The organism is Acinetobacter sp. FDAARGOS_559 (assembly GCF_003940475.1).
GTDB classification, from domain to species: Bacteria; Pseudomonadota; Gammaproteobacteria; order Pseudomonadales; family Moraxellaceae; genus Acinetobacter; species Acinetobacter baumannii.
The window spans coordinates 1,278,197-1,303,168 of sequence record NZ_RKJG01000005.1 but is presented as its reverse complement, the minus strand read 5'-3'; the positions used below and the strand labels follow the sequence as shown (position 1 = coordinate 1,303,168).

Here is a 24,972-nt window from a genome sequence, read left to right as displayed (position 1 = left end):
AATGTCGAGTATCAATTACGATGAATTAATGCAGCCTGTATTAGCATTTTTAGGGTGCCAAACCCCAAAAGAATGGTTGGATGAGGCCGTTAATAATTTAGACATCTTGATGCAAGATCATGCTAACTGTGAGAAAAAGGCAGCGGGTACAGCCATGAACTTGATGTTCCGCTATAGTTTTTTTACGGACCTACAAGTTAAGCTTGCCCAGCTTGTACGTGAAGAAATGCTTCACTATGAACAAGTTCTAGAATTTATGACAAAACGTGGGCAAGAGTGGAAAGGTTTAAGTGCTGGACGCTATGCAGGTGGCTTACGAAAAGAAATCCGCACATATGAACCAGAAGCTCTAATTGATGTACTCGTGATTGGGGCTTTTGTAGAAGCACGTTCATGTGAACGTTTTTATGCGCTTGCTCCGCGTGTTGATGATGAGTTAGGACGTTATTACCGTTACTTGCTTAAGTCAGAATCTCGTCATTTTGAAGACTATTTAGCACTAGCGCTTGACGTCGCAAAAACTGCCAAAATGAAAGATCCTGAAGAAGATATTCAACAGCGTATTGAACATATCCGTGAAGTTGAAAAGAATCTGATTTTGACTCCAGATGATACTTTCCGTTTTCATAGTGGTATCCCTGCATAAGCTTGGATACCTCAAGTTAAAAAGTTTACCTTTCACGGTAAACTTTTTTATTAAGTAGCTCTAACTTCTAAATAGTTTGAGTCGATATTTAAGGTTAAGTAAGGACCATTTTTTAGTTTTTTAATGCATATCATTATTTAATAAATATATTTTTACAGATTTAAATTTCTCTTAAAATTTTTAAAAAAACTTTTATTTTTTTAGGCTAATAATAAATATTGTGTAAATATAAAGGCTGATATGTTCATCATGAGTTCAACTGAAGCAGTTAATTATTTCTAAGGATATAAGAATGTTAGCATTAGTTACAGGCGCATCAGCAGGTTTTGGTTATAGTATTTCAAAGAAACTGATTGAGTCAGGCTATAAAGTTATTGGATGTGGAAGACGCGCAGAAAAATTAGAAGAACTACAAAAACAGCTTGGCGAAAATTTCTACCCACTCGTATTTGATATGACTGATACGGCAGAAAATATAAATAAGTTATTTAAAGAATTACCAAATGAATTTCAAATCGATCAAATTGACTTACTAGTGAATAATGCAGGCTTGGCATTGGGTCTAGAGCCAGCAGATAAAGCGGATTTAGATGATTGGTACACCATGATTGATACCAATGTTAAAGGCCTTGTTACGGTTACCCGATTAATTTTACCAAGTATGGTAAAGAAGAAATCAGGCTTAATCATTAATATGGGTTCAATTGCAGGTACATACCCATATCCAGGTGGTAATGTATATGGGGCAACAAAAGCTTTTGTAGAGCAGTTTAGTTTAAATCTACGTGCAGATTTGGCTGGTACTGGCGTGCGAGTAACGAATATTGAACCAGGGTTGTGTGGTGGTACCGAATTTTCTCTTGTACGTTTTAAGGGGGATCAGGAGAAAGCTAATAGTCTATACGATAAGAAAAATCCAATTTTGCCGGAAGATATTGCAAATACAGTAGCATGGATCGCATCACAACCACCGCATATTAATATTAACCGTATAGAAATGATGCCAACGACTCAAACTTTTAACCCTTTAAAAGTTGTAGAAGTGGAATAATGTAATTTTAAAAAGATCTAAGCGTAGAAGGTCACCTAAGTTTAGATCTAATGATTTGTTTTGGTAAATATTTGAATTATGAAAAGCAAATCCTCTACAGGCAGTAGGGGATTTTTTATAGGTATACTTTAATAGAGAGTAATAAAAAAGCCCGCTTTAATGCTGCGGGCTTTTTAGTATTTGGCTCTCCCACCTGGGCTCGAACCAGGGACCTGCGGATTAACAGTCCGTCGCTCTACCGACTGAGCTATGGGAGAATCTGCATGCGATTATAAGGAGATTTTGACAAGGGTCAAGTAAAAATCGTCATGTTTTATTCATTTTTGTCTTGTATGCTTTTTATTTGACCAGTTGAAAGGTGAGATCATAAATTACTTGCACTTTGAAAATTCAATTGCTAGATTCAGAAAAGAACAAGCGTTTGGAGTAATCCAAACAGTGTGGATTTAAACCAACTTGCCAGCACTAAAATGGCTAAATCGGAGATAAGTATGAAAACACTTACTGTTGCTTCTATTTTTTCTAATTTTGATTTTTATCAACGCAATTATCTCAATATTTTAAATCAACCAGAATCTTATTACACACCTGTAGAAGATGCATGGATCGATGCTTTTCCATTTAAAAAACAAGATTTGTATTTAGGTGACTTACTACAACTCTGGTTTAGTTCAAAATGGGATGTGCATACTTCGTTGAAAGTTTTAAAGTGTTCCAAGGTATTAGATCAATCTAAACCTCTCTATATTTTCCAGCTCGAAGGGGAATTATTCCTAGGTAAAAATAAAGTTTTAGCCTGGTCTACTCAGCATCATGAAGTGATAGAGCTTCAACTTAAGAATATTTGGGCACCTTATGTGGTTGCGAAAACTTGTGACCGCCCAGATATTCCTTACTTAATAAAAAAGGCAGCCGTTTAAAGCTGCCTTGGTTTTTATGGTCGAATAATCATGCAGGTTGCTGTTGCATAAGCATAAAGTTTGCCTTCTTCATCAGTAATTTTTCCTTCGGAAATACCTAAATTTTTACTTAAATTGATCACTTTACCTGTGGCAATTAAAACCTGATTTTGTGGAAGAGGGCGGCACATTTTCACATTAAGATCTATGGTTCCATAACCCACACCAGCAGGTAGCATTGTATGTACAGCACAGCCAGTTACTGAATCTAGAACAGTTGCAGCAAAACCACCATGTACACCACCTAAAGGATTTAGGTGATTATGATCTGCTTGTGCTTTGAAAGTTACAGATCCTTCTGAAATCTCAGTAGGTTGCATCGGAATAGTTTTGCTAATACTGGCAGGTGGAATATGACCTTCAATCATGGCTTGTAAAAATTCGAGGCCTGTCATTTCCATAGGATTTTTCATTTTTTGAGTCCTTCAGTTATTAAAGTTCTAAAATGGAACTTGATGTTAAATTAGGCGTTAAATTAACTATTGTCAAGTTGGAGTGAATAGAAAGATAGGTCACTTATAGTTTATAAACTTGTAAAATTTGGTTGAGCAGAATATTTTATAACTCTAAAAATATAAACTTTTTGTGGAAAATAATAATGAACGGACAGTGTTTATGTGGTGAAACAGCTTTCGAAGTTGAGTTAAAAAATCATGATGTACATGTTTGCCATTGCTCGATGTGTCGTAGACAAACCAGTGGTGTCATTATGACAGTTGATGTAGTTAAAGGTAGTTTAAAGTTTATTCAGCAAAAGCATCTTAGTGTATTTAACTCTTCTGAATGGGGTGAAAGAGGCTTTTGTAACGCTTGTGGAACAACAATTTTTTGGAGAACAAAAGATCAAAGTTACTGCAATATCAATGTGTTTTCTTTAAATGAACCAGTAAAAGACTTGAAATTAGATATGGAAATTTTTATTGATTCAAAACCTGATTTTTATAATTTTCAGAATGATACAAAAAAACTGACTGAGGCTGAGGTGGCAGCTTTATTTAATTTAGAATAATTTTAATTATAAAAAAGGCCTCAATTTTGAGGCCTTTTTTATATTTTCAAATTATTTAGCAGCTTTTTCAGCTTCGATAGATGCAATTGCAGCATCAACGCCTTCGATTGATTCAGCAGCTTTTTTGATACGTGCTAACGCATCAACAAGTACTTCGTCAGCTGTTGCATATGAAATACGCATGAAACCACCTAAACCAAATGCATCACCAGGAACGACCGCTACGCCAGTTTCTTCAAGTAACCATTCAGAGAATTCTGTGCAAGATTTTAAGCCTTTTGCACGAATAAGAGGGCGAATATTTGCATACGCGTAGAAAGCGCCATCAGCAGGTAAGCAAGAGATCCCTTTGATGTCGTTTAAGCCATTAACCACTAAGTCATGACGACGTTTAAACGCTTCAATCATTGGTTTTAAAACATCTTGTGGGCCATTCAACGCAGCTTCAGCAGCAACTTGCGAAATTGAAGTCGGGTTAGAAGTTGATTGAGACTGGATTTTTTTCATTGCACCAATGATTTTTGCTGGGCCGGCTGCATAGCCAATACGCCAACCTGTCATTGCATATGCTTTAGAAACACCATTTAAAACAATCGTGCGGTCATATAAATCAGGTGCAACAGTTGCAATATTGTAGAACTCATCTTCCCAACGAATTGGTTCATACATGTCGTCAGATGCAACAAATACTTGCGGATGACGACGTAAAACTTCAGCTAAAGCTTCTAATTCAGCTTTGCTATAAATCATACCTGTTGGGTTAGATGGGCTGTTTAATACCACTAAACGAGTGTTAGGAGTAATTGCTGCTTCTAATTGTTCAGGTGTAATTTTGAAACGTTGCTCTTCGCCACATTTCACGATAACAGGCGTACCTTCAGCAATAATGACCATATCTGGATAGCTTACCCAGAATGGCGCAGGGATGATCACTTCATCACCCTTGTTTAATAATGCTAGTGCCAAGTTAAAGAAGCTTTGCTTACCGCCACAAGAAACCAAAATCTGGTTAGGTTGGTAATCAAGATTATTATCACGCTTTAATTTAGCAATAATTGCTTTTTTTAACCCAGGAGTACCATCTACAGCCGTATATTTGGTGAAACCATTATTAATCGCTTCAATTGCAGCATCTTTGATGTGTTGAGGGGTATCAAAATCTGGCTCGCCAGCACCCAAACCAATCACGTTCTTACCAGCAGCTTTAAGCTCAGCAGCTTTATTAGTTACAGCAAGTGTAGGGGACGGTTTGATAGCATTGACACGATCAGAAAGACGTACGTCCACGGCAATATTCCTCTTATGGGATTAAAAATAAAAAGCACACTATCTTATCGCAAAAATTAAGCAATTTGCGGATGTGGGGATTTTTAGATGTAAAAAAGTTTAATTTATGAAAGATCTTGTTGCGGTTTTATTCAATTGAAGCTTTTTTCGAAAGAAACAAGAAAAATCCTTTATAATAAGCCGCAATCGAAATATCGAGAATGAATCATGACTGAGCAACAGCCAAAACAGAAAAAGGCTTTGGTGAAATTGCCATTTCCAATGCCGAATGAAAGTAACCAAGCAGGCGATGCTGTACACAACCAAGTACGTCCGAAACCTGAACAATATGCAGATAGAACTTGGATGCCACCGCGTGGTACTCGTCGTTCTATGGGTAAGCGCTAATTTAAATAAAAAAACAGGCAATATGCCTGTTTTTTTATGGTAGAAGAATTTCTTGATAATAACTTTTTTTCTTTTGATACATATGATGATCTGCGCGTTTTAGCATATCTTCAACTTGTTCATTTTCTTTTGTTGTGGCGTGCCCAATCGCAATACTAATAGGATGACTTGAATAATATTGATTATCTATATTAAAAAGCTCCTGAATGGTTTGCAGCATCATCAAAACATTCGCTTCATCTGCACCAGGCATTAAAATTACAAATTCGTCGCCACCGATTCGAGAAGCTGTATAAGCAGTATTCATAATTGCCTGATTTAAAATATTACCTACTCGACGTAATAAACCATCACCAATATCATGGCCAAGTTGATCATTGGTTTCCTTTAAGCCGTTCATGTCTAAAAAAATTGAAGAAACAGGGCGGATAATACTGCGATTTAAACGATTAAGCTCTTCTGTAAAAAAAGCTCGGTTATAAAGTTTGGTCAGTACATCATGCTGGCCTAAATATTCTAGATAATTTTCGGCTTTCTTTCGTGCAGTAATATCTGTAAGCGCAACCTGTACCAATCCCCAAGTCTCTTCATAACCGGGGAATACGGTAAATTGCAATAAGACATTTCTGATTTGGCCATCTAACGCATAGTTAACGGCTTCACGCTTGTGGTGAATATTTCCTTGCCAGAGTTCAATCAGCTGTTCTCTAAAAGTTTCCACCATCTCTTCGGCAAAAATTTTATGGGTATTTTTTAACAGAGTAGTTTTATCTGGTGCTTTAAATAAATCTAGAGTCGACTGATTGACGTCTAAAATTAAAATGTCTTCTATGCATTGGCGAACAAATTCAGGATGTACATCTAAAAAAGTCCTAAAGTCTTCAATTCCTAATAGCCTAAGCTGATCAATTCTATTTTTAATACGGCTAAAATCTTCAACCCAAAGCGAAGTCGGGGAGTAGATAAACATTGATTCTGCTAGGCGTCGATTTTTCTCTTCCTGACGAAGTGCATTTTGATACGGAGTAATGTCTTCGGTGGTAATTAAAATACGGTCAAACGTAGTTTCAGAACCCGGTAAAATTGCTCCACGTAGTTGTACATCAATACGTTTACCAGAGAGCGTGTAATTTATAGTGGTACTCGAGAAATGAGTTTTGCCATTCCATAAGGCTTCGAGTTCATGAATATGAGCTTCAAACATTTCTTTTTTAAAAATAAGATTTAAGTTGGCACATAACTCTTCTTGGTTTTTTGCTTCAAAAAGGTCTAATACTTTTTGGTTGACCTTAATAATTTTAATTTTATGAGCACATTCAACCACTAGATTTTCATTTTGACTTAGAAATTCATATAAGTTTTCAACCCCTTGATTTCTCCATAAGTCAAATAACTGCTTAACTTCACTAAAGTCTTCAATCCACATTGGAATTGGGGTGAGGTCAAAAATTGAAGAATCTAAAGTTTCCATGCGTTTCTTTTAAGTATTCAGTTTGTCTTAAAGTATAATGAGAAAAACTAAGATTTGGGAAATAATCGTTTTAAATCTATTAGAATAATTAAAATAAAAATATTAAATATAAGTAAAATAAAATAATGAGAAAGCAGAATTTATCTGCTTCACTCATAAAATATTAAAGTAAATTAACGGTTAATAGGGTGGTCGATATTTTTCTCACCGCGCCATAATTTTATAAAATCTTGCTCATCAAAATCATAAAGTTCCATAAGCGCAACAATTACACTTACGAAAATCATTGCACCTTCTGAGTTACCATGAATATTAAAAATCTTACCATTGAGCTTACCTAAAATATCCCTCAATTCGTGGTCACGGCCTCTGCCATAGCGGTCACGAGGATACAATTCCTCATTAAGCACAATAAGCGCTATCGCTTTTTCAGCACGTGATAAATCCGTTTTATCTAAAGCATCTTCAAAAGATTCACTGCCGTGATTGAAGTAGAAAATAACTTCATCATTAATGAAACTTTGAACCATTTTTTGAGTGAGTGTTGGGAACTGTGAAATAGCATCTTCTTCAACATACGGTTTAAACGATTCAGGAAAAATCACATTATGATGTATGCCTTTAAAAAGAGGAGCGATTTCGGAAACCTTATAACCTGCGATCCCACATCCTAAAGCTGTCACAAAGTATTTCATTTTAGGATGATTTTTTGCATAAACTTTAAAGTCTTCAACATAATGCTCGATTTGGGAGAGTGGCATTTGTTGGATATGTTCATTTAATGTTGGAATTGCAAAGCTCTGACCAGCCCAGCCACGTCCTACACCCTCTACAGCCCCAAAATGCTGACTGGCAACACGTGCGGCTCCACTACCATGTTGTCCAGCCATATTACTACCGAAGACAAACACGGTATCTTCAGGGAGTTCGGTTACAATACTTTCATCATGATATTGATAGGTCATGGTTATGCTTTTTATCTAATGGATAAGTCCATGTTGCAACCGTTTAAAGCATTGGTCAAGTATCAAGATGCTTAATATTTTCGATATAGATTAATCTCAATATAGACTTTAAATTAGGGAAAAAATCCCCATTAATTTGCTAGACGATAAATTCAAATTTTTTATAAAGAGAGAGAACTGTGAACGAAAATCAACCTTTCGATTTGGTCACTCATTACCAGCCAGCGGGTGATCAGCCACAGGCAATTGAAAAGCTGGTGAATGGTATCGAAAAGGGTTTTCGTAATCAGTTACTGCTAGGTGTGACCGGTTCAGGTAAGACCTATACCATGGCAAATGTGATTGCCCAAACTCAGCGTCCGACGATTGTGATGGCGCATAATAAGACCTTGGCAGCCCAGCTCTATGGTGAGTTTAAAGCTTTCTTCCCAAACAATGCAGTTGAGTATTTCGTAAGTTATTACGACTACTATCAACCCGAGGCTTATGTTCCGTCATCAGATACATTTATTGAAAAAGATGCGGCAATTAATGACCATATTGACCAGATGCGATTATCGGCAACGCGTGCTTTGTTAGAACGTCGTGATGCGATTATTGTTGCTTCTGTTTCGGCCATTTATGGTTTGGGTGACCCAAATGCTTATATGCAAATGTTATTGCATGTGGTCCAAGGTGACCGAGTAAGTCGAGACGAAATTATTCGCCGTTTGGTTGAAATGCAATATACGCGTAATGAGCTTGAATTCTTACGTGGTACGTATCGTATCCGTGGTGAAATTATTGATATTTTCCCGGCAGAATCCGACCAACATGCGATTCGTATTGAACTCTTTGATGACGAAGTAGACTCAATTCGCTGGTTTGATCCGCTTACCGGTAAAATGGTCCGCAAAGTACCACGTGTCACGATTTACCCGAAAAGCCATTATGTGACGCCAAAAGACAACCTAACACGAGCTATCGATACCATTAAGGATGAATTGCAAGACCAGCTTAAGTTCTTCCGTGAACATGACAAGTTACTCGAAGCGCAGCGTATCGAGCAACGTACTCGTTATGATTTGGAAATGATGCAGCAGTTAGGGTACACCAATGGTATCGAAAACTACTCACGTCATTTATCGGGACGACCGGCAGGTGAAGCACCACCGACCTTATTTGACTATGTACCTGAAGATGCCTTACTTATTATTGATGAGTCGCATGTAACGGTTCCTCAAATTGGCGCAATGTATAAAGGTGACCGTTCGCGTAAAGAAAACTTGGTGAATTACGGTTTCCGTTTACCAAGTGCGCTTGATAACCGCCCAATGAAATTTGAAGAGTGGGAGCGTATTGTCCCGACCACTATTTTTGTGAGTGCCACACCAGCTAGATATGAACTGGAAAAATCAGAACAAGTGGTTGAGCAGGTTGTTCGACCAACGGGCTTGATTGATCCTGAAATTGAAGTTCGTCCGGTACTTACCCAAGTCGATGATGTTTTGTCTGAGATTAATATTCGTAAGAACTTAAATGAGCGTGTATTGGTAACGACTTTAACCAAGCGTATGGCGGAAGATTTAACTTCTTATTTAAAAGAATATGGCGTTAAGGTTGCTTATCTGCACTCGGATATTGATACAGTTGAACGTGTCAAAATTATTCATGAATTACGTACAGGTGTATTTGATGTACTAGTGGGTATTAACTTGCTGCGAGAAGGCTTAGATATGCCGGAAGTTTCTTTAGTTGCTATTTTAGATGCAGATAAAGAAGGTTTCTTACGTTCTGAGCGTTCGCTTATTCAGACGATTGGTCGTGCTGCGCGAAATGTGAAAGGTAAAGCAATTTTATATGCTGATACAATTACTGATTCTATGCGAAAGGCAATTGATGAGACAGAGCGCCGACGTGCAAAACAAATCGAGTTTAATGAGCAGCATGGTATTACGCCACGTAGTGCAGTTCGTCAGGCTGTGAAAGAAATTGATACGGGTGAAGTACTTTCTGATGATCAGATTGATGAGAAAGTACTAGAGCAGGCACAAGCACTTAGCGCAGATGAACGACATATTCTTTCTGACCCTAAATTGTTTAGTAAGCACATTACTAAGCTAGAGAAAGAAATGTTAAAGGCGTCGAAGGATTTACAATTCGAGCAAGCGGCGCGTATTCGTGATGAAATTGTTCGTTTAAAAGCGCAAATGTTGCAATAAATGGATACATAACACTACATGATTTGTTTAAAAAACAAGCTACTGTAGATATTTAAGTTATTTTGTATTCACAACAAAGAGTTGAGGGCAACAATGGCATTTCGAAATAATGTTCCGCAAGCCAGTTGGCGCTTGGCAAAAATTGCATTGGGCGGTATTGTTCTGACTGGCTTAGCTGTCGGAACATATGCCTATGCCCAGCAGAAGCCTCTACCTACAGTCGATAAGGTTGAATTAGACCGTTATTTAGGTGTGTGGTATGAAGTCGCGCGTAAACCTGCTTTTTTCCAAAAAAAATGTGCTTACAATGTATCTGCAACCTATACCTTAAATGAAAATGGAAACATAGTTGTAGATAACCGCTGCTACGATAATCAAAAGCAATTACAGCAATCTATCGGTGAGGCTTTTGTAGTAAATCCGCCGTATAACACGAAATTAAAGGTAAGCTTTTTACCAGAAGCTGTAAGATGGATTCCGATAATTCGTGGAGACTACTGGATTTTAAAGCTCGATGAAGATTACCAAACCGTTTTGGTAGGCGAACCTTCCCGAAAATATCTTTGGGTTTTATCTAGAACGCCACATCCACACAAAGAAGTGGTTGATGAATATCTAAATTATGCAAAAACATTAGGATTTGATATTCGAGATATTATTCATACCGAGCATAAAGAATAAATATATGCTGCTTAAGAAAAAACCATGTTTTCGCATGGTTTTTTCTTTTTTATAGTGGATAAATCAAGTATTGTATCGCTTTATTTTTCTTAAAGTATAAAGAGGTTAGTGATGTTAAAGGGCGTGATTTTGTCTGTCATGGCATCATTAACTTTTGGTGTTCTTTATTTTTATACTCAATTACTCGGCCAGCTTGATAGTGAACAGACTTTTGGATGGCGTATTATTGCGACTTTGCCATTTTTAACTTTATTTATGTGGTGGAGTGGTGATTTAAGCCATATTAAAAATATATATCAACGTATTTTAGCGAAACCTTCTTTACTTCTATTACTCATTACAACATCCGTTTTGACTTCGGTGCAGTTATGGCTGTTTTTATGGGGGCCTATGCATGGACGTGGTTTGCAAGTTTCTTTGGGATATTTCCTGTTACCGCTTGTTTTGGTTTTAGCGGGTAGTGTCTTATATGGAGAGAAAATATCGAAATTTCAGTGGATCGCTATTGTTCTTGCAATTATTGGTGTAGGGCATGAGATTTTTCGACTAGGAAGTATTGCTTGGGAAACTGCTTTAGTGGCTATAGGTTATTCCGCTTATTTCTTGTTACGTAAGAAAATTAAAACGGATAATTTAGGGGGCTTTTGGTGGGACCTTCTGATTATTATGCCAGTTGCAATCTATCTGACACATACAGGGTTATTGCCATATAGTAAGTTCCTCGATCAGCCGACACTCGGGTTGGTTATTGCGGGTTTAGGTGTGCTTAGTGCTATAGGCTTGGGATGTTATATATTGGCAAGCCGTTATTTACCTTTGGTTGTGTTTGGACTGCTTGGATATCTTGAACCGGTGTTACTTGCTTTAGCATCTTTAGTGTTAGGGGAAAGTATTGGTAAAGAAGAATGGTTTACTTATCTTCCAATTTGGTGTGCCGTTTTCGTATTGGTTTTAGAAGGGGCTTTTCATCTTTATCAACAGCAGCAAAAAGCCAAAAATTTGCAATTAAATATCGAAAAATATCAAAAAAGATTAAAAAATGATGCTCACGATTAGAGCATCAAAATCTAAAAAGTAAGAAAAAGCAAAAATTTAGCGGCTTTAAACAATAAGATAATAAAAAATAATTATAGGTATTTTATGAATTTATGATGAATTTTGGGAAAATCTAGCCACTAACGTCAGCTTTTGATTCATTCTTGCCAATAATTCCATTACAATTACGGGGTTTTAAAAATCACGCCTAGATATAATTAATTAGAGGACGTATCTGTGAGCAAAGACACTATCATCGCCCTGCACGCTGAACACCAAGGCCGTTGGAAAAACCGTGAAGAAATCGCGGAACGTATGATTGCATTAATCGGTCAATTATACCGTGAAAAAAATATTGTCGTATCTGTTTACGGTCGCTCTTTAATTAACCGTTCTGTTATCCAAATTTTGAAAACTCACCGTCGTACACGTGTTGTAGATGTTGAGCTTTCTGTAGTAAATACTTTCCCAATTTTAGAAGCTTTAGCAAAAGTTGAAAATATCGGTTCTGCAGAAGTTGATATCGGTAAACTTGCAGTTGAATATAAAGAAAAAGGCGGTGATGTTGACGCTTTTGTTGCTCAAGCTGTTGAGTCAATTAAAGGTAGCGCAACTTCTGAACAACCTAAAGATGTAGTTCTTTACGGTTTTGGTCGTATTGGCCGTATCTTGGCTCGTTTAATCATTAGCCAATCAGGTTTAGGTCGTGGTTTAAGCCTTAAAGCGATTGTTGTTCGTAAGTCTTCTGACGGTGACTTGGCTAAACGTGCTTCTTTACTTCGTCGTGACTCTATTCACGGTACTTTTGCAGGTACAATTTCTGTTGATGAAGAAAACGAAGCAATTATCGCTAACGGTAACTTCATTAAAGTGATCTATGCGTCTAGCCCAAGCGAAGTAGACTATACTCAATACGGTATTGAAAACGCGCTTTTAATCGACAACACTGGTAAATGGCGTGATGCTGAAGGCCTAAGCCAACACTTGAAATGCCCAGGTGTTGCACGTGTTGTATTAACTGCACCAAGTAAAGGCGAAATGAAAAACGTTGTATTTGGTGTAAACAACTCTGACATTTTAGATGAAGACAAAATCATCTCTGCTGCAAGTTGTACAACAAATGCGATCACTCCAATTCTTAAAGTATTGGATGACAAATATAAAGTTCTTAATGGTCACGTTGAGACAGTTCACTCATTTACAAATGACCAGAACTTGATCGATAACTACCATAAAGCTGATCGCCGTGGTCGTGCTGCTACATTGAACATGGTTATTACTGAAACTGGTGCTGCTAAAGCTGTTGCTAAAGCATTGCCTGCATTAAAAGGTAAGTTAACTGGTAACTCTGTACGTGTTCCAACACCAAACGTATCTCTTGCGATTTTAAACTTAACGCTCGATAAAGAAGTTGATCGTGAAGAAGTGAACGAATACATTCGTCAAATTTCAATCAACTCTAACCTTCAAGGTCAAATTGGTTATACCAACTCTACAGAAGTGGTATCAAGCGACTTTATCGGTTCTCGTACTGCTGGTGTATATGATGCTCAAGCAACGATTACTTCTGGTAACCGCTTAACTGCATATGTTTGGTACGATAACGAAGTAGGTTATAGCTGCCAAGTATTACGTATTGCTGAGCAAATGTGTGGCGTAAGCTATAAAAAAATCCCTGCAGAAACTAACGCTTAATCTGCTTTAACGTTAGATAAAAGAATGTGACAAAAAAACCCAGTTTAGACTGGGTTTTTTTACAACCGTACAAAATATATGCTGATTATTTTTTAGAAATCAATGAGAATACGGTTTAAGGAACAAAAAGAAATAGTAAGGGATTGGAATTGCAGCAGTTTAAAAGATTATTGATCGTCTTCTTTTTTATTATCATCGCGAATATATGTGGTGTACTTATCGCTATTTGGGTGTTTAAACATTTTAATATTTATATTCCGTTGAAAAACCAAGCAGTAGCGATCGATTTACAAGAGCCATTACAGGTACAAGTTAAAGTAAAAGATGCTTTAAATGTCGATGTTAAAGGGCGAGTGAATGCTAATATTCCTATTAATGAGAAGTTAAATATTCCTTTGACACAGACTTTAACACCACGTGTCTATTTCGATAATATGGTGCCGATTAGTACGGTTATTCCAGTTAAAGAAACTTTAAAAGTTGACCAAAGTTTGCCAATTGACACGAAAGTTCAGGTGAGAGTACTTGGTAAAGATATTACTTTGCCATTAAAAGGAAATATTCCTTTACAGTTAGATGTACCTATTGATATTCAAGTTCCACTCGATCAAAAAGTTCATTTGAAGTTTGATGCGCCAGTAAAAACGGTCTTAAAAGAAAATCTTCATATTCCATTAAATGCTCAATTAAAAACAAATATTCCAATTCAAGGAAGTTTGAATGTCCCCGTGAAAACAGCTTTAAATGCGTCGGTAGATGTAAAAAATACCTTGCCAGTTAAAATCGAGCATGGTGAGTTAAAAATACCACTATCGAGCATGAGCCTGAATCGCGTTAAATCTGGCGAAGATAACTCTTCACCTGTTCAGAACCAGACAAAATAGGTGAATGGCTTATGTTTGGCTCATTAAAAAGTATATTAATCAGTTTCTTTCTGATTATGATACTCACGGCAATCTTATTTTGGTTCTATTTAAACATACAGGCTTCAGTTGTAGTTTCAGCACATGAGTCGGATATTCGTCTACCAGAATCATTAGAAACTAAAATACATGTTGGTAATAATTTGCAGGTTCAATCGATAGGTAAATTAGACACCTCTATTGATATTGACCGTCAGATTTCAGTTCCATTAAAAGGAAGATACTTGGCTGATTTAGAGTTTGAAGTCGAGACTCCAATTACAGTAAGTGTTGATTATGCGACAACATTAAAAGTCGATCAGGTGATGCCTTTAGAAACAACCACTGATTTAATTTACAAAAATAAGTTATTACCAAGGTTTCCATTAAAATTAAATATCCCGATTAAACTTGATATTCCATTTCAGTTAAAACGTAGTTATACCATTCCGGTTAAAATTGCTTTTAATGGTCCGGTTTATTTTGAGTTTGACGAATCTATAAATTTGCCAATTAAACATCAGTTTAATCCAAGTTTGAACGTTAACGATGCAATGGAAATGGGGAATATCTCAAGCTTTAATGCCATTATGTATAACTCTGTTCAGCACACTAAAGCTAATTTGGATATGAAGATGGATTTACCGTTACGTAATGTTCATCCTTAGGTAATTAATCAATAAAAATAGACCATGACTTGCTGTAGGTTTATCTCCTGATAAAAAGAAATAAAATAAGCAGCAGGAAAGTAGAATTCTCTCGATTTTCTATTCGAGAATTTTCTGAAAATATGGCAGAATAGGCGGTTTTAGAGTTTTTAGAGGATTGGCAAATGCGCTTTGTTGATGAAGCAGTCATTACCGTAGAGGCTGGCGACGGTGGCAATGGCGTAGCCAGTTTTCGCCGTGAAAAATTTGTACCATTTGGTGGCCCAGATGGTGGTGATGGCGGACGTGGTGGAAGTATCTATATTCAAGCAGATGATGATACAAGTACCCTAGTCGATTACCGTTACACCCGTAAATTCCGCGCTGAGCGTGGTAAAAACGGTGCAGGTGCTAACTGTACCGGACGTGGTGGTGAAGATGTGGTTTTAAAAGTACCCGTTGGTACAACAATTGTTGATACAGATTCAGGCGATATTATTGGCGATCTGGTAGAAGACGGCCAAAGAGTAATGGTTGCAAGCGGTGGTGAAGGTGGTTTAGGAAATACTCACTTTAAATCATCAACCAACCGTGCTCCACGTAAATGTACGACAGGTACAAAAGGTGAGTTCCGTGAAATTCGCCTTGAGTTGAAAGTATTGGCAGATGTTGGCTTATTAGGTATGCCAAATGCTGGTAAATCAACATTTATTCGTGCAGTAAGTGCCGCGAAACCAAAAGTAGCAGATTATCCATTTACCACTATGGTTCCTAACCTAGGTGTAGTAGATGCTGACCGTCACCGCTCGTTTGTGATGGCAGATATTCCGGGACTTATTGAGGGTGCAGCAGAAGGTGCAGGTTTAGGTATTCGTTTCCTTAAGCATTTAGCACGTACACGTATTCTTTTGCACATTATTGATGTACAACCAATTGATGGTTCAGACCCGGCCCATAATGCTAAAGCAATTATGAATGAACTTGCCAAGTTTTCTCCTACTTTGGCGAAGTTACCAATTGTATTAGTACTCAATAAACTTGATCAGATTGCTGAAGAAAGCCGTGAAGAATGGTGTCAGCATATTCTAGATGAGTTGCAATGGACAGGTCCTGTCTTTAAGACCTCGGGTTTACTCGAAGAAGGAACCAAAGAAGTTGTTTATTACCTCATGGATCAGATTGAACAACAACGTGAACGTGAAGTTGAAGATCCTGAGTACGCAGCAGAAGTAAGAGCATTCCGTGAACAGCTTGAAGCTGAAACACGTGAACAGACCATTGCAGCGAAGGAAGCATACCGTGCTATGCGTAAGGCACAACGCCTTGAAAGCATGATGGACGATGATGATGACTTCGATGACGATGAAGACGATGGTGATGTAGAAAGCATCTACGTTCGTGATTAAAAAACCGAGGAAAACATGATAGAAGTGGTCGATGGGCAACGTAAGCTCAGTGAGTGTAAACGAATCGTTGTTAAAATCGGATCATCTTTACTCACGGCAAATGGGCAGGGTCTAGATCTGGACGCTATTTCGCATTGGGCGAAACAGATTGCAGATTTACACAATGCTGGACACGAAATTATTTTAGTGTCTTCAGGAGCTGTGGCAGAAGGTATGGTTCGTATGAAGCTTGCGAGTCGACCCACCGATCTACCCAGTCTTCAAGCATGTGCCGCAATTGGGCAGATGGGCCTAATTCATACTTGGTCTAGTGTGCTTGAAAATCATAGTATCCGAACTGCTCAGGTGTTGTTAACACATGATGATTTGGCAGACCGCCGTCGTTACTTAAATTCATGTGATGCATTGCAGAACTTGATTGATTGGCGTGTTATTCCGGTCATTAATGAAAACGATACTGTATCTACCGATGAGATTCGTTTTGGTGATAACGATACACTCGCAGCTATGGTTGCTGGTCAAGTACATGCTGATTTATTAATTATTTTAACAGATCAGCAAGGTATGTTTGATTCAGACCCACGTCATAACCCTGACGCAAAGTTATTATCAACTGTGCGTGCCATGGATGATGTTTTATTTGAAATGGCTGGTGGTGGTGGTGTGCTTGGGCGAGGTGGCATGGTCACTAAAGTTCGTGCTGCACGTTTAGCTGCCAAGTCAGGTTGCCCGACATTGATTGCTAGTGGTGAAAGCGACAATGTGTTGTCACGAGTGATGGCGGGTGAGATGCTGGGTACGTTGTTTACGACTGATAAAGACCGTATGACAGCACATCAGCAATGGCTTGCTGCACATTTACAAACAGCGGGTCGTCTTGTAATTGATGATGGCGCAGTTGAAGCGATTAAATTGAAACATCGCAGTTTATTGCCTGTTGGGGTAAAAACTGTTGAAGGACATTTTGATCGTGGTGATGTGGTTGAATGTGTCGATAAACAAGGTAAACGTGTTGCGGTTGGGCGAGTGAATTTTAGCTCTCGTTCTGCTGAAATTATTAAAGGTCTTTCTTCAGACAAAGTTTACCAAGTACTTGGTGAAGCCCGTTCATTAGAAATGATTCATCGCGATCATATGGCAATTTACTAAGTTGTTCTAAATTAAAAAAGCTCGCATCATGCGAGCTTTTTTTGTGGGGTTAATGAGGGCAAGATTCGATCTTCACCGACCATAAAAGGATGTGTAGCAAGACTAAGCATGTCTAAATCTTCTGAGCTATTTCCATACGCATAGATTCGCTGATAATGTTTTAGAGGATATTGCTCACTTATTCTTAACTTCTTTTGCTCACTACTACAATCCGGAGTTGAGTAGTAACCTGTCATCATGCCATTTTTGACTTGAGTTTCAGTACAAATTAATTCGATACCTAGTAATTTGCAAAGTGGAGCAAGATAGATATCAATGGAAGCAGAAACTAATACCACCTGATCACCTAATAGCTGGTGTTGCTGTAATTGTGCAAAAATTTCAGGTGAAAGTGCCGAGACGAGTTCTTGTGCGTATTCTTCACCTAGTCTTTGCAATTCAATTGCAGGAGTATCTCTGAACATGCTACGAAATAGCTTGGCACGCATAGCATGGGCTGGATAAAAATTAAGATAATAGGCTTGAATCCATGGCAGGATTTTCAAGCCTTGCTTCACAATATGGCGTTTAGACAACGCATAAAAGATGAACCCTGTAAAACTGTCTTTACTGCACAAGGTTCCATCAAAATCGAACAGGGCGAGATTTTTTATAGTCTTATTCGTTTCGCTCGTTGCATACATGTTTCATATCGTCCGTTTACGCGGGTTGCATACCAGTTAGTATTATAGTCACGACTTAGTTTAGGCCCAGAAATCACCACTTGCGGCATAATTGCATAGAGCGGCTCTTTGCCAGTTTTTGATTTATAAAGTTTAGTCAGCGCAATATAAGTTTGAGTACTCTCAAACTTTTTCTCTTTTTCTAATTTTAGATCATCACGAATCTGTCTTGGTGTAACTAAAACATTATTACTAGCAAATACAGTAATTAGTTCTTTTTCTGACTCGCTTTGAGTTGCGCGTGGATCACCATCTTTTGTGTAAAGGAGTAGATCGCCATCAAGACTTATATCCTTGTCGGTGAGTTCTTTTAGCATTTTTTGAAAAGCTGCATTACGACTAGAGTACATACCAGAGTTGTAATCTGCAAAACGATAAATGGCTTTATCATAATCTGCCGGATAAACCATTAAACGGTGAATTCCATAATATAGGCCGCCATACTCGGTATATAAGTCATCACGTAGGGCAGCAGTATTCATACTCGAGCGTTTGTTTGCTTTGGCATAGTTAATATGAACTTGCATTGAACCCAGTGTAGTGATCGGATTCATTTTTTCGCCAATATCTTGTCCAACTAATTTAGCTGCGCCAGTTAAAGCACTCACGTGATAGTGTTTGGCCATAAAGTCGAAAATTTCTCGGTAAAGTAAATCAAGGTCTTTCTCGGTTTTAACTTTACGCATCTGACTCATATAGTTATTGTCAGGAGAGGGTTGGGTTCTTAGTACTTCTTCAAAGTAACCTGCAATTGTTCCACCAATGGTTTTGCCAAGCTTATCTTCAAATTTTTCATTTAAACGTGTACTGACTTCCTCAACTGCTTTTTGTCCTAATCCTGGCACTTGAGGATTGGCGACAAAATTGGATTCTTGATCAACGACCGCCACAATACTACAGACATTTTGTTTGGTTTTAGGAATGTCTAAGTCTTTCATAATGTCATCAATATCTTTAGCCCATGACTCACGGTCATGCACACGAGATGGAATGAGACGCTTGATTTGCTGGCTTTCTAATTCAGGCTCATCATTATTTGACCACCAGGCTTTATCTCCACAAGCAGCTAAACTCATGCATACGGCAACCATACCGAATGATTTAAATAAAAAACGGGAAGACAACGGTTTGTTCATGGAGAGGAGGACACCTGCATAAAAAGATGAGCTGATCAAGCGGATGAAGTATACTATGCCGATCATCAATTGTATGAATATATATGTATATTGGTCCCTATCAACTGTCAAATAATTTAATTGTTGCCCCTATGGCCGGTGTAACTGACCGTCCATTTAGAGCACTGTGCAAGTATTTCGGTGCGGGTCATGCAGTCAGTGAAATGATGACTGCTGACAAGACTTTACGTATGACTAAAAAAAGTCTTTATCGTGCTAATTTTGATGGAGAGTTAGCTCCAATTTCTGCACAGATTGCTGGTTCCGATCCGGAACAGTTGGCTGAAGCGGCTCGTTACCAAGTCGCAAATGGCGCGCAAATTGTTGATATCAATATGGGATGTCCTGCAAAGAAAGTATGTAATAAATTAGCGGGTTCAGCGTTATTACAAGACGAAGATTTGGTAGCTCGAATATTAGATGCAGTCGTTGCAGCAGTTGATGTTCCGGTAACTTTAAAAACCCGTTTGGGATTTTTAAATGGCCAAGAGAATATTCTACGGGTGGCTAAGCGTGCCGAAGAGGCTGGCATCGCTGCATTAGCACTACACGGCCGTACGCGTGAAGATATGTATTTAAATACCGCCCGTTATGAATTGATTAAGCATGTTAAAGAATTAATCCATATTCCTGTGATTGCTAATGGTGATATTGATAGTCCTGAAAAAGCAAAATATGTACTGGACTATACTGGGGCAGATGCAATTATGATTGGGCGGGCTGCACAAGGTCGACCGTGGATTTTTCGTGAAATTGCCCATTACTTAAAAACTGGTGAACACCTTGCTGCTCCGAATATTGAAGAAGTTAAAGAAGTGCTTTTAGGGCATTTGTCTGAGTTATATCAGTTTTATGGTGAATACTCTGGTTGTCGTATTGCCCGTAAGCATATTGCTTGGTACACCAAAGGTTTACGCTCAAGTAATGAGTTTCGACAAAATATGTATAAAGTTGAAACGACTGCCGAACAAGCTTTAGTTGTTGAGAGTTATTTTAATCAATTGCTCGCTGAAGGTAATTTGATGAGCGATGTTCAGGTTGAACAGGTTAATTTATTAGAAACTCACTAAAATAAAGCAACCAGTACAGAGACTGGTTGCTTGGAATTTTTACCTATTCATTGTCTAGCATTTCAACGACCAGTTGATTAACCAGATCAGGTGCTTCAAGTTCACGTATTTGTGCAACGTTACTTCCTGCCCAAAAAGCACCAAAACCGTAATCGTGGTGTTTGCTTGCAAGAGCATTTAGTTGCTTTGCTAAATCATAGGTATAAGGATATTCAGGTTGTACAGGGCGAGTAGGTGAATCAATTTTTGTATGCCAATGGTTGAGTATCCCTCGAGCAGGACGCCCAGAAAGACTGGCACTAATCTGTGTTACAGGTTTACTAAATAGGGCTTTACGATATTCAGCAGAAGCATTTGAAGTTTGGCATTGAACAAATGCTGTCCCTAATTGGACTGCGGCTGCGCCTAAGCCCAACATATGTTTGGCTTGTAAGCCAGTCATTATGCCACCTGCGGCGACAACCGGAAGTGTACAGTGCTGCACAATTAGTTGAACCAAGTCACTAGTTTTAATTGCCCCATCAAAAGTTTGGTTGAAAATCCCTCTATGTCCGCCTGCCTCAATCCCTTGGGCAATAATAATATCGATACCCGCTGCCTCAATAGCTTGAGCTTCGATCAAATTAGTTGCCGAAACCATAGTCAAAATACCAGCCTCTTTTAAAGCTTTAATTTGATGCGGATGCGGAATACCAAAGTGAAAACTTACTGCTTTCGGCTTAGTTTCTAAAACAATATTTAAAAAATCATCATTGTCTAAAAAACTTGAATAGATACAGTGTAATTCTTGGGGCGGTTGAGCACCGAATTTTTCAAAATGAGGACGTAGGTACTCAAGCCATTGTTTTGCTTTTTCTACATTAAGCTCAGTCGATCGATGACAGAAAAAATTAACTTGAAATGGGTTTTCCGTGAGCGCTTGAGTTTTTAAAATTTGTTCACGTGCACTTTGCGGTGTGTTTGCTCCTAAGCCTAATGATCCAAGGCCTCCTTGATTTGAAACCTCGGCTGCTAATTCAGGAGTAGAGACGCCCGCCATAGGAGCCAGAAAAATTGGATGTTTGATTGCAAGTTGTTGTAATAGGCTCATTTTATTCACCTCAATTCTTTCTCTTCACCATAACGTGAAAATAGAATGAAGAGCAAATAATATTGGCTATTTAATTTTTAAATATTAAGAGTCTTATTTAAAAAACTCTCTTATAAAGGAGTGACATTAAATAAGGAACCAATCCAGCTTGAAAAAGCCATCGCTAAAATACCCCATAAGGTAATACGTAAACTACCTTTGATTTTAGACGTACCTGCAAAATAACTCGAAAGGGCACCTAAAATTGCTAATGCCGCGATACCTGTAATAAGGACACTTGGCATAATTAAATGCTCTGGGCTAAACAAAATGGCAAGCATGGGGAAAAATGCCCCAAATGAAAATGAAGCTGCTGAGGAGAGTGCTGCTTGAATTGGGTTTGCCGCCGTATTTTCATGAATACCGATTTCATCTCGGGCATGTGCACCCAAAGCATCATGAGTCGTAAGCTGAATAGCCACCTCCTTTGCTAGTTCTTTTGAAAGTCCCCTAGAAATATAGATTTGAGTTAATTCATCCAATTCTTTTTGAGGGTATTTATTTAATTCTTTTGCCTCAATAGCTAAATCTGATTTTTCAATATCTTCTTGAGATTTAACCGAAATATATTCTCCGGCAGCCATTGAGGTTGCGCCTGAAATGAGTCCAGCAACACAAGTGATAAATAGAGTATGTGAGCTTGCCCCACTTGCAGCCATCCCCATAATTAAGCTAGTCACTGAAATAATGCCATCATTAGCGCCTAATACTGAGGCTCTTAGCCAACCTGAGCGCTGAATGGCATGATGCTCTGTATGATGTGGAAAAGCCATGTGTTTTTCCTTATTAATGTTTTATAAATACTATGAAATTTTACAATTTATTGTTCAAAAAATATGTCATTATTATAGGAAATTTAGGGATAAGACAGAATAGATCAATAATAAAAATGGAGATTAAACAATTATTTTAAAACATCCTTAACCTAACTTAACGATGTAACTTATTATTTTTAATTATAATATTTATTGATCATTCCAAAGACTTGCCCTCCCTAATAAGTCTAATTTACTGTAGAGGTGAAAATGAAAAATATCAAAACAATAAACTCTATAACACATTCAATATTATTGATGGGAGCAGCGATCTCTACTTTGGGAATGACCGGTATAAGCTCAGTTTATGCACAAGAGCAAGTCGACCCTGCATATAAGCCCGGTAACCCTATTTATGATAAATGGGATAGATTTTATAAAATTGAACAGTCTCAACCGCAAGAAGCAGAAAAAATATTAGTTGAGCTTAGTAAACTGACACCAACCGATATTAAAGTCTGGAAAAGTCTTACTTATTTACAGATTCGGCTTGAAAAAAGGGAAGAAGCTTTACAAAGCTTAAGACAAGCAAGAAATTTAGCTCCTCAAGATGACACCTTAAAATTACAAGAAGCTTATTTGCTGAATCAGCAGAAGAAAGATCGTGAAGCATTGGTTTTATTTAAAGAGTTAAGTTCCTCTTCAGACCCTGAAATTGCTGCTAAAGCAACTCAGGCAGTTAAAAATTTAAGTGGGGGAGAAGTTAAACCATATTTTAAAGATATTTATTTTGCACCGTCTTATGAGTCACGTTATGACGATGTTATTTTTCCTTTAAAAATGAGGTATGGCAAAAACATCGATAACGGGCGAGCCCAAGTATATGCCTTTCTTAATTTAAACCGCGATACTCAATCACAAGGTGGGGTCCGACCTGAAATTATTGATGAAAATGCAGCCACTTTAGGGTTAGGGGCAAATTATCAACCGTGGACTTCCATTCCTGTGCGAGCCTATGTCGAAGTTGGTGGAAGTTATGACTTGATTGATAGAAATAGAAAGCGATTTCGTGAGAGTGTTGTGGGCGGTGTAACGGGTTATCAAGAATGGTATTCACAATCAAACTGCGATCATTCACTTTGTTTAGATAATTATTTTACTGACTTATATGGCAATGTCGCGACTTATTCGAGAGAGGACTATAACGTTATTGGGGACTTACGCTTACGCACAGGTTTAAATCTCTATAAGGGTGAGAGTGGGTCTGTGCAGGCTTATGTGAAATTGCATGGCTTAGCGGATAGCGAAGATGAATATTACAATAATTTATTTGAATATGGCCCAGGCATTTCATGGCAGCCTTTTAATTATCAACCGATAAAACTACGGGTTGAACGTCTATATGGCAATTATTTTAAAGACGTACCGGTTAATACAAAAGATCATTACAACAATACTCGTGTAGAACTTGTTTTTTATAAGGATTTCTAATAATGAAGAAAATTTTTATTTCAATTGTATTTGGTACTCGTCCAGAGCTCATAAAGTTGGCTCCGGTAATTTTATTAGCAAAACAAGATGCACGATTTCAGGTAGAAGTTATTTTTACAGGACAACATGATGAATTAGTTCGAGATGCGATAGATTTCTTTGGGGTTGAAATTGATCATCGTCTTAAAATTATGAATGCTGGACAAAGCCTGAATCAGCTTTTAATTCATGGCTTAACGCAACTTGAAAATATCTATACAGATGGTCAAAAAAGAGATGCAATTGTTATTCAAGGTGATACTACAACCGTGTTAGCTGCTGGGCTAGTTGCATTTTCAATGAAGATTCCTGTTGCCCATGTCGAAGCGGGTTTACGTTCTTATGATTTAGATCATCCATTTCCTGAAGAAGGCAACCGCCAGTTAGTTTCTCGTATTACCAAATGGCATTTTGCCCCTACAGAACAATCAAAGCGTAACTTGTTAAATGAGCAGATTCCACCTTCATTGATTACAGTGACAGGGAATACGGTAGTCGATGCTGTGTATTTAGGAAGGAAACTCATAGCTGAAAAGACGGGTTTGAAAAATCAACTTGAGCCTTACGGAATTGAATTAAAACAAAATGATAAAGTTGTACTTATAACTGCTCACCGCCGTGAGAATTTTGGCGAAGGAATTCAGAATATTTGTAATGCTGTTGAGTATTTAGCAAAACATCATCCTGATTTACATTTTATTTGGCCTGTACATTTAAATCCTGCTGTACATAATGTAGTGCACGATAAGTTTAAAAATCATGCTCAAATTCATCTTGTGAAGCCACTCGATTATCCGAGTTTATTGGCCATTATCGACCGCTCCACCTTTATTTTAACGGACTCTGGTGGTTTACAAGAAGAAAGCCCATCATTTAATAAGCCTGTCTTAATTTTAAGAGACACGACTGAACGCCCTGAAGTGGTAGAGGTGGGAGCAGGGGTATTAGTTGGAACAAATCAGCAGAAAATTATTGAAGAGGCTGAGAAACTTTTAACGGATTCGCAGCATTACCAAAAAATGGCTCATGTTGAAAATCCGTTTGGTGATGGACGTGCTGCCCAGCGAATATTAGATGAAATTGCCAGAACTTATAACTAG

25 protein-coding genes and 1 tRNA gene are annotated in these 24,972 nt (G+C 37.9%); 17 read left to right on the top strand and 9 right to left on the bottom strand.

From position 1 onward, the window contains the following. Nucleotide 1 precedes the first annotated feature (1 nt). Nucleotides 2-646, top strand: coding sequence for a tRNA-(ms[2]io[6]A)-hydroxylase (locus EGS71_RS07720; RefSeq protein ID WP_000095056.1), 645 nt, complete (start codon nt 2-4; stop codon nt 644-646). A gap of 292 nt (nt 647-938) precedes the next feature. Beyond that, nucleotides 939-1,697: an SDR family oxidoreductase gene (locus EGS71_RS07715; protein WP_000880601.1), complete on the top strand. Its 759-nt coding sequence runs from the start codon at nt 939-941 to the stop codon at nt 1,695-1,697. A 181-nt stretch (nt 1,698-1,878) separates the two neighbouring features. On the opposite strand, the gene EGS71_RS07710 is transcribed toward EGS71_RS07715, so the two are convergent. Next, nucleotides 1,879-1,954: transfer RNA gene (locus EGS71_RS07710), tRNA-Asn, on the bottom strand. Nucleotides 1,955-2,012: 58 nt separating this feature from the next. Between EGS71_RS07710 and EGS71_RS07705 the strand changes: the two genes are divergently transcribed. Both EGS71_RS07705 and EGS71_RS07700 read left to right on the top strand, forming a co-directional pair. Continuing rightward, a complete protein-coding gene (locus EGS71_RS07705) occupies nt 2,013-2,147 on the top strand; it encodes a hypothetical protein (RefSeq protein WP_085944103.1) in 135 nt (44 codons plus the stop codon). Nucleotides 2,148-2,188: 41 nt separating this feature from the next. Next, the gene (locus EGS71_RS07700; RefSeq protein WP_000855167.1) at nt 2,189-2,617 is read left to right on the top strand and encodes a hypothetical protein; all 429 of its coding nucleotides are present in this window, start codon (nt 2,189-2,191) and stop codon (nt 2,615-2,617) included. Nucleotides 2,618-2,631: 14 nt separating this feature from the next. Here EGS71_RS07700 and EGS71_RS07695 read toward each other — a convergent pair whose 3' ends face one another. Beyond that, nucleotides 2,632-3,069 (bottom strand): PaaI family thioesterase, encoded by a 438-nt coding sequence (locus EGS71_RS07695; RefSeq protein WP_000795395.1) that lies wholly within the window; start codon nt 3,067-3,069, stop codon nt 2,632-2,634. 185 nt (nt 3,070-3,254) lie between these two features. Here EGS71_RS07695 and EGS71_RS07690 point away from each other — a divergent pair, with 185 nt between their 5' ends. Then, entirely contained in the window at nt 3,255-3,665 is a 411-nt protein-coding gene (locus EGS71_RS07690) for a GFA family protein (protein ID WP_001014252.1), read from the top strand. Nucleotides 3,666-3,716: 51 nt separating this feature from the next. Here the strand turns inward: EGS71_RS07690 and EGS71_RS07685 are convergent, their stop codons facing one another. Next, entirely contained in the window at nt 3,717-4,952 is a 1,236-nt protein-coding gene (locus tag EGS71_RS07685) for a pyridoxal phosphate-dependent aminotransferase (RefSeq protein WP_000383200.1), read from the bottom strand. 207 nt (nt 4,953-5,159) lie between these two features. On the opposite strand from EGS71_RS07685, the gene EGS71_RS07680 reads away from it, so the two are divergent. Beyond that, nucleotides 5,160-5,339 (top strand): hypothetical protein, encoded by a 180-nt coding sequence (locus EGS71_RS07680; RefSeq protein WP_000139632.1) that lies wholly within the window; start codon nt 5,160-5,162, stop codon nt 5,337-5,339. 34 nt (nt 5,340-5,373) lie between these two features. On the opposite strand, the gene EGS71_RS07675 is transcribed toward EGS71_RS07680, so the two are convergent. Both EGS71_RS07675 and EGS71_RS07670 read right to left on the bottom strand, forming a co-directional pair. After that, nucleotides 5,374-6,810 (bottom strand): diguanylate cyclase domain-containing protein, encoded by a 1,437-nt coding sequence (locus tag EGS71_RS07675; RefSeq protein ID WP_000448849.1) that lies wholly within the window; start codon nt 6,808-6,810, stop codon nt 5,374-5,376. 173 nt (nt 6,811-6,983) lie between these two features. Then, entirely contained in the window at nt 6,984-7,775 is a 792-nt protein-coding gene (locus EGS71_RS07670) for a hypothetical protein (RefSeq protein WP_000222197.1), read from the bottom strand. Between the two features lie 179 nt (nt 7,776-7,954). Between EGS71_RS07670 and uvrB the strand changes: the two genes are divergently transcribed. The 8 genes from uvrB to proB all read left to right on the top strand — a co-directional run bounded on the left by uvrB (nt 7,955) and on the right by proB (nt 17,491). Continuing rightward, nucleotides 7,955-9,976: an excinuclease ABC subunit UvrB gene (gene uvrB / locus EGS71_RS07665; protein WP_001004983.1), complete on the top strand. Its 2,022-nt coding sequence runs from the start codon at nt 7,955-7,957 to the stop codon at nt 9,974-9,976. 93 nt (nt 9,977-10,069) lie between these two features. Further along, nucleotides 10,070-10,657 carry a lipocalin family protein gene (locus tag EGS71_RS07660; protein ID WP_000885644.1) on the top strand — a complete coding sequence of 196 codons (588 nt, stop codon included), beginning with the start codon at nt 10,070-10,072 and terminating at the stop codon, nt 10,655-10,657. Nucleotides 10,658-10,765: 108 nt separating this feature from the next. Continuing rightward, nucleotides 10,766-11,713, top strand: a complete 948-nt coding sequence (rarD, locus tag EGS71_RS07655; protein WP_160948537.1) for an EamA family transporter RarD — start codon at nt 10,766-10,768, stop codon at nt 11,711-11,713. A 216-nt stretch (nt 11,714-11,929) separates the two neighbouring features. After that, nucleotides 11,930-13,387: a glyceraldehyde-3-phosphate dehydrogenase gene (locus tag EGS71_RS07650; RefSeq protein ID WP_000031228.1), complete on the top strand. Its 1,458-nt coding sequence runs from the start codon at nt 11,930-11,932 to the stop codon at nt 13,385-13,387. A gap of 149 nt (nt 13,388-13,536) precedes the next feature. Beyond that, nucleotides 13,537-14,271 carry a hypothetical protein gene (locus EGS71_RS07645; RefSeq protein WP_001183838.1) on the top strand — a complete coding sequence of 245 codons (735 nt, stop codon included), beginning with the start codon at nt 13,537-13,539 and terminating at the stop codon, nt 14,269-14,271. Between the two features lie 11 nt (nt 14,272-14,282). Then, the gene (locus EGS71_RS07640) at nt 14,283-14,957 is read left to right on the top strand and encodes a hypothetical protein (RefSeq protein WP_000468065.1); all 675 of its coding nucleotides are present in this window, start codon (nt 14,283-14,285) and stop codon (nt 14,955-14,957) included. A gap of 164 nt (nt 14,958-15,121) precedes the next feature. Continuing rightward, nucleotides 15,122-16,342, top strand: coding sequence for an Obg family GTPase CgtA (gene cgtA / locus EGS71_RS07635; protein ID WP_001212949.1), 1,221 nt, complete (start codon nt 15,122-15,124; stop codon nt 16,340-16,342). A 15-nt stretch (nt 16,343-16,357) separates the two neighbouring features. Next, nucleotides 16,358-17,491 (top strand): glutamate 5-kinase, encoded by a 1,134-nt coding sequence (gene proB, locus EGS71_RS07630; protein WP_000573844.1) that lies wholly within the window; start codon nt 16,358-16,360, stop codon nt 17,489-17,491. Between the two features lie 26 nt (nt 17,492-17,517). Here the strand turns inward: proB and EGS71_RS07625 are convergent, their stop codons facing one another. Together EGS71_RS07625 and EGS71_RS07620 are read right to left on the bottom strand one after the other, a co-directional pair. Further along, nucleotides 17,518-18,174 (bottom strand): HAD-IB family hydrolase, encoded by a 657-nt coding sequence (locus EGS71_RS07625; protein WP_000271368.1) that lies wholly within the window; start codon nt 18,172-18,174, stop codon nt 17,518-17,520. Continuing rightward, on the bottom strand, nt 18,141-19,349 hold the full coding sequence (locus tag EGS71_RS07620) for a DUF1615 domain-containing protein (protein ID WP_001039857.1): 1,209 nt from the start codon (nt 19,347-19,349) through the stop codon (nt 18,141-18,143). The genes EGS71_RS07625 and EGS71_RS07620 overlap by 34 nt, the downstream gene beginning before the upstream one ends. 83 nt (nt 19,350-19,432) lie before the next feature. On the opposite strand from EGS71_RS07620, the gene dusB reads away from it, so the two are divergent. Further along, nucleotides 19,433-20,458 carry a tRNA dihydrouridine synthase DusB gene (dusB, locus tag EGS71_RS07615; RefSeq protein WP_002009782.1) on the top strand — a complete coding sequence of 342 codons (1,026 nt, stop codon included), beginning with the start codon at nt 19,433-19,435 and terminating at the stop codon, nt 20,456-20,458. Nucleotides 20,459-20,501: 43 nt separating this feature from the next. On the opposite strand, the gene EGS71_RS07610 is transcribed toward dusB, so the two are convergent. Continuing rightward, nucleotides 20,502-21,548, bottom strand: coding sequence for an NAD(P)H-dependent flavin oxidoreductase (locus EGS71_RS07610; RefSeq protein WP_000055200.1), 1,047 nt, complete (start codon nt 21,546-21,548; stop codon nt 20,502-20,504). A gap of 110 nt (nt 21,549-21,658) precedes the next feature. Then, entirely contained in the window at nt 21,659-22,360 is a 702-nt protein-coding gene (locus tag EGS71_RS07605; protein WP_000885362.1) for a VIT1/CCC1 transporter family protein, read from the bottom strand. A gap of 252 nt (nt 22,361-22,612) precedes the next feature. Between EGS71_RS07605 and EGS71_RS07600 the strand changes: the two genes are divergently transcribed. Beyond that, nucleotides 22,613-23,833 carry a tetratricopeptide repeat protein gene (locus tag EGS71_RS07600; RefSeq protein ID WP_002015683.1) on the top strand — a complete coding sequence of 407 codons (1,221 nt, stop codon included), beginning with the start codon at nt 22,613-22,615 and terminating at the stop codon, nt 23,831-23,833. Between the two features lie 2 nt (nt 23,834-23,835). Next, the gene (gene wecB / locus EGS71_RS07595) at nt 23,836-24,972 is read left to right on the top strand and encodes a non-hydrolyzing UDP-N-acetylglucosamine 2-epimerase (RefSeq protein ID WP_000718050.1); all 1,137 of its coding nucleotides are present in this window, start codon (nt 23,836-23,838) and stop codon (nt 24,970-24,972) included.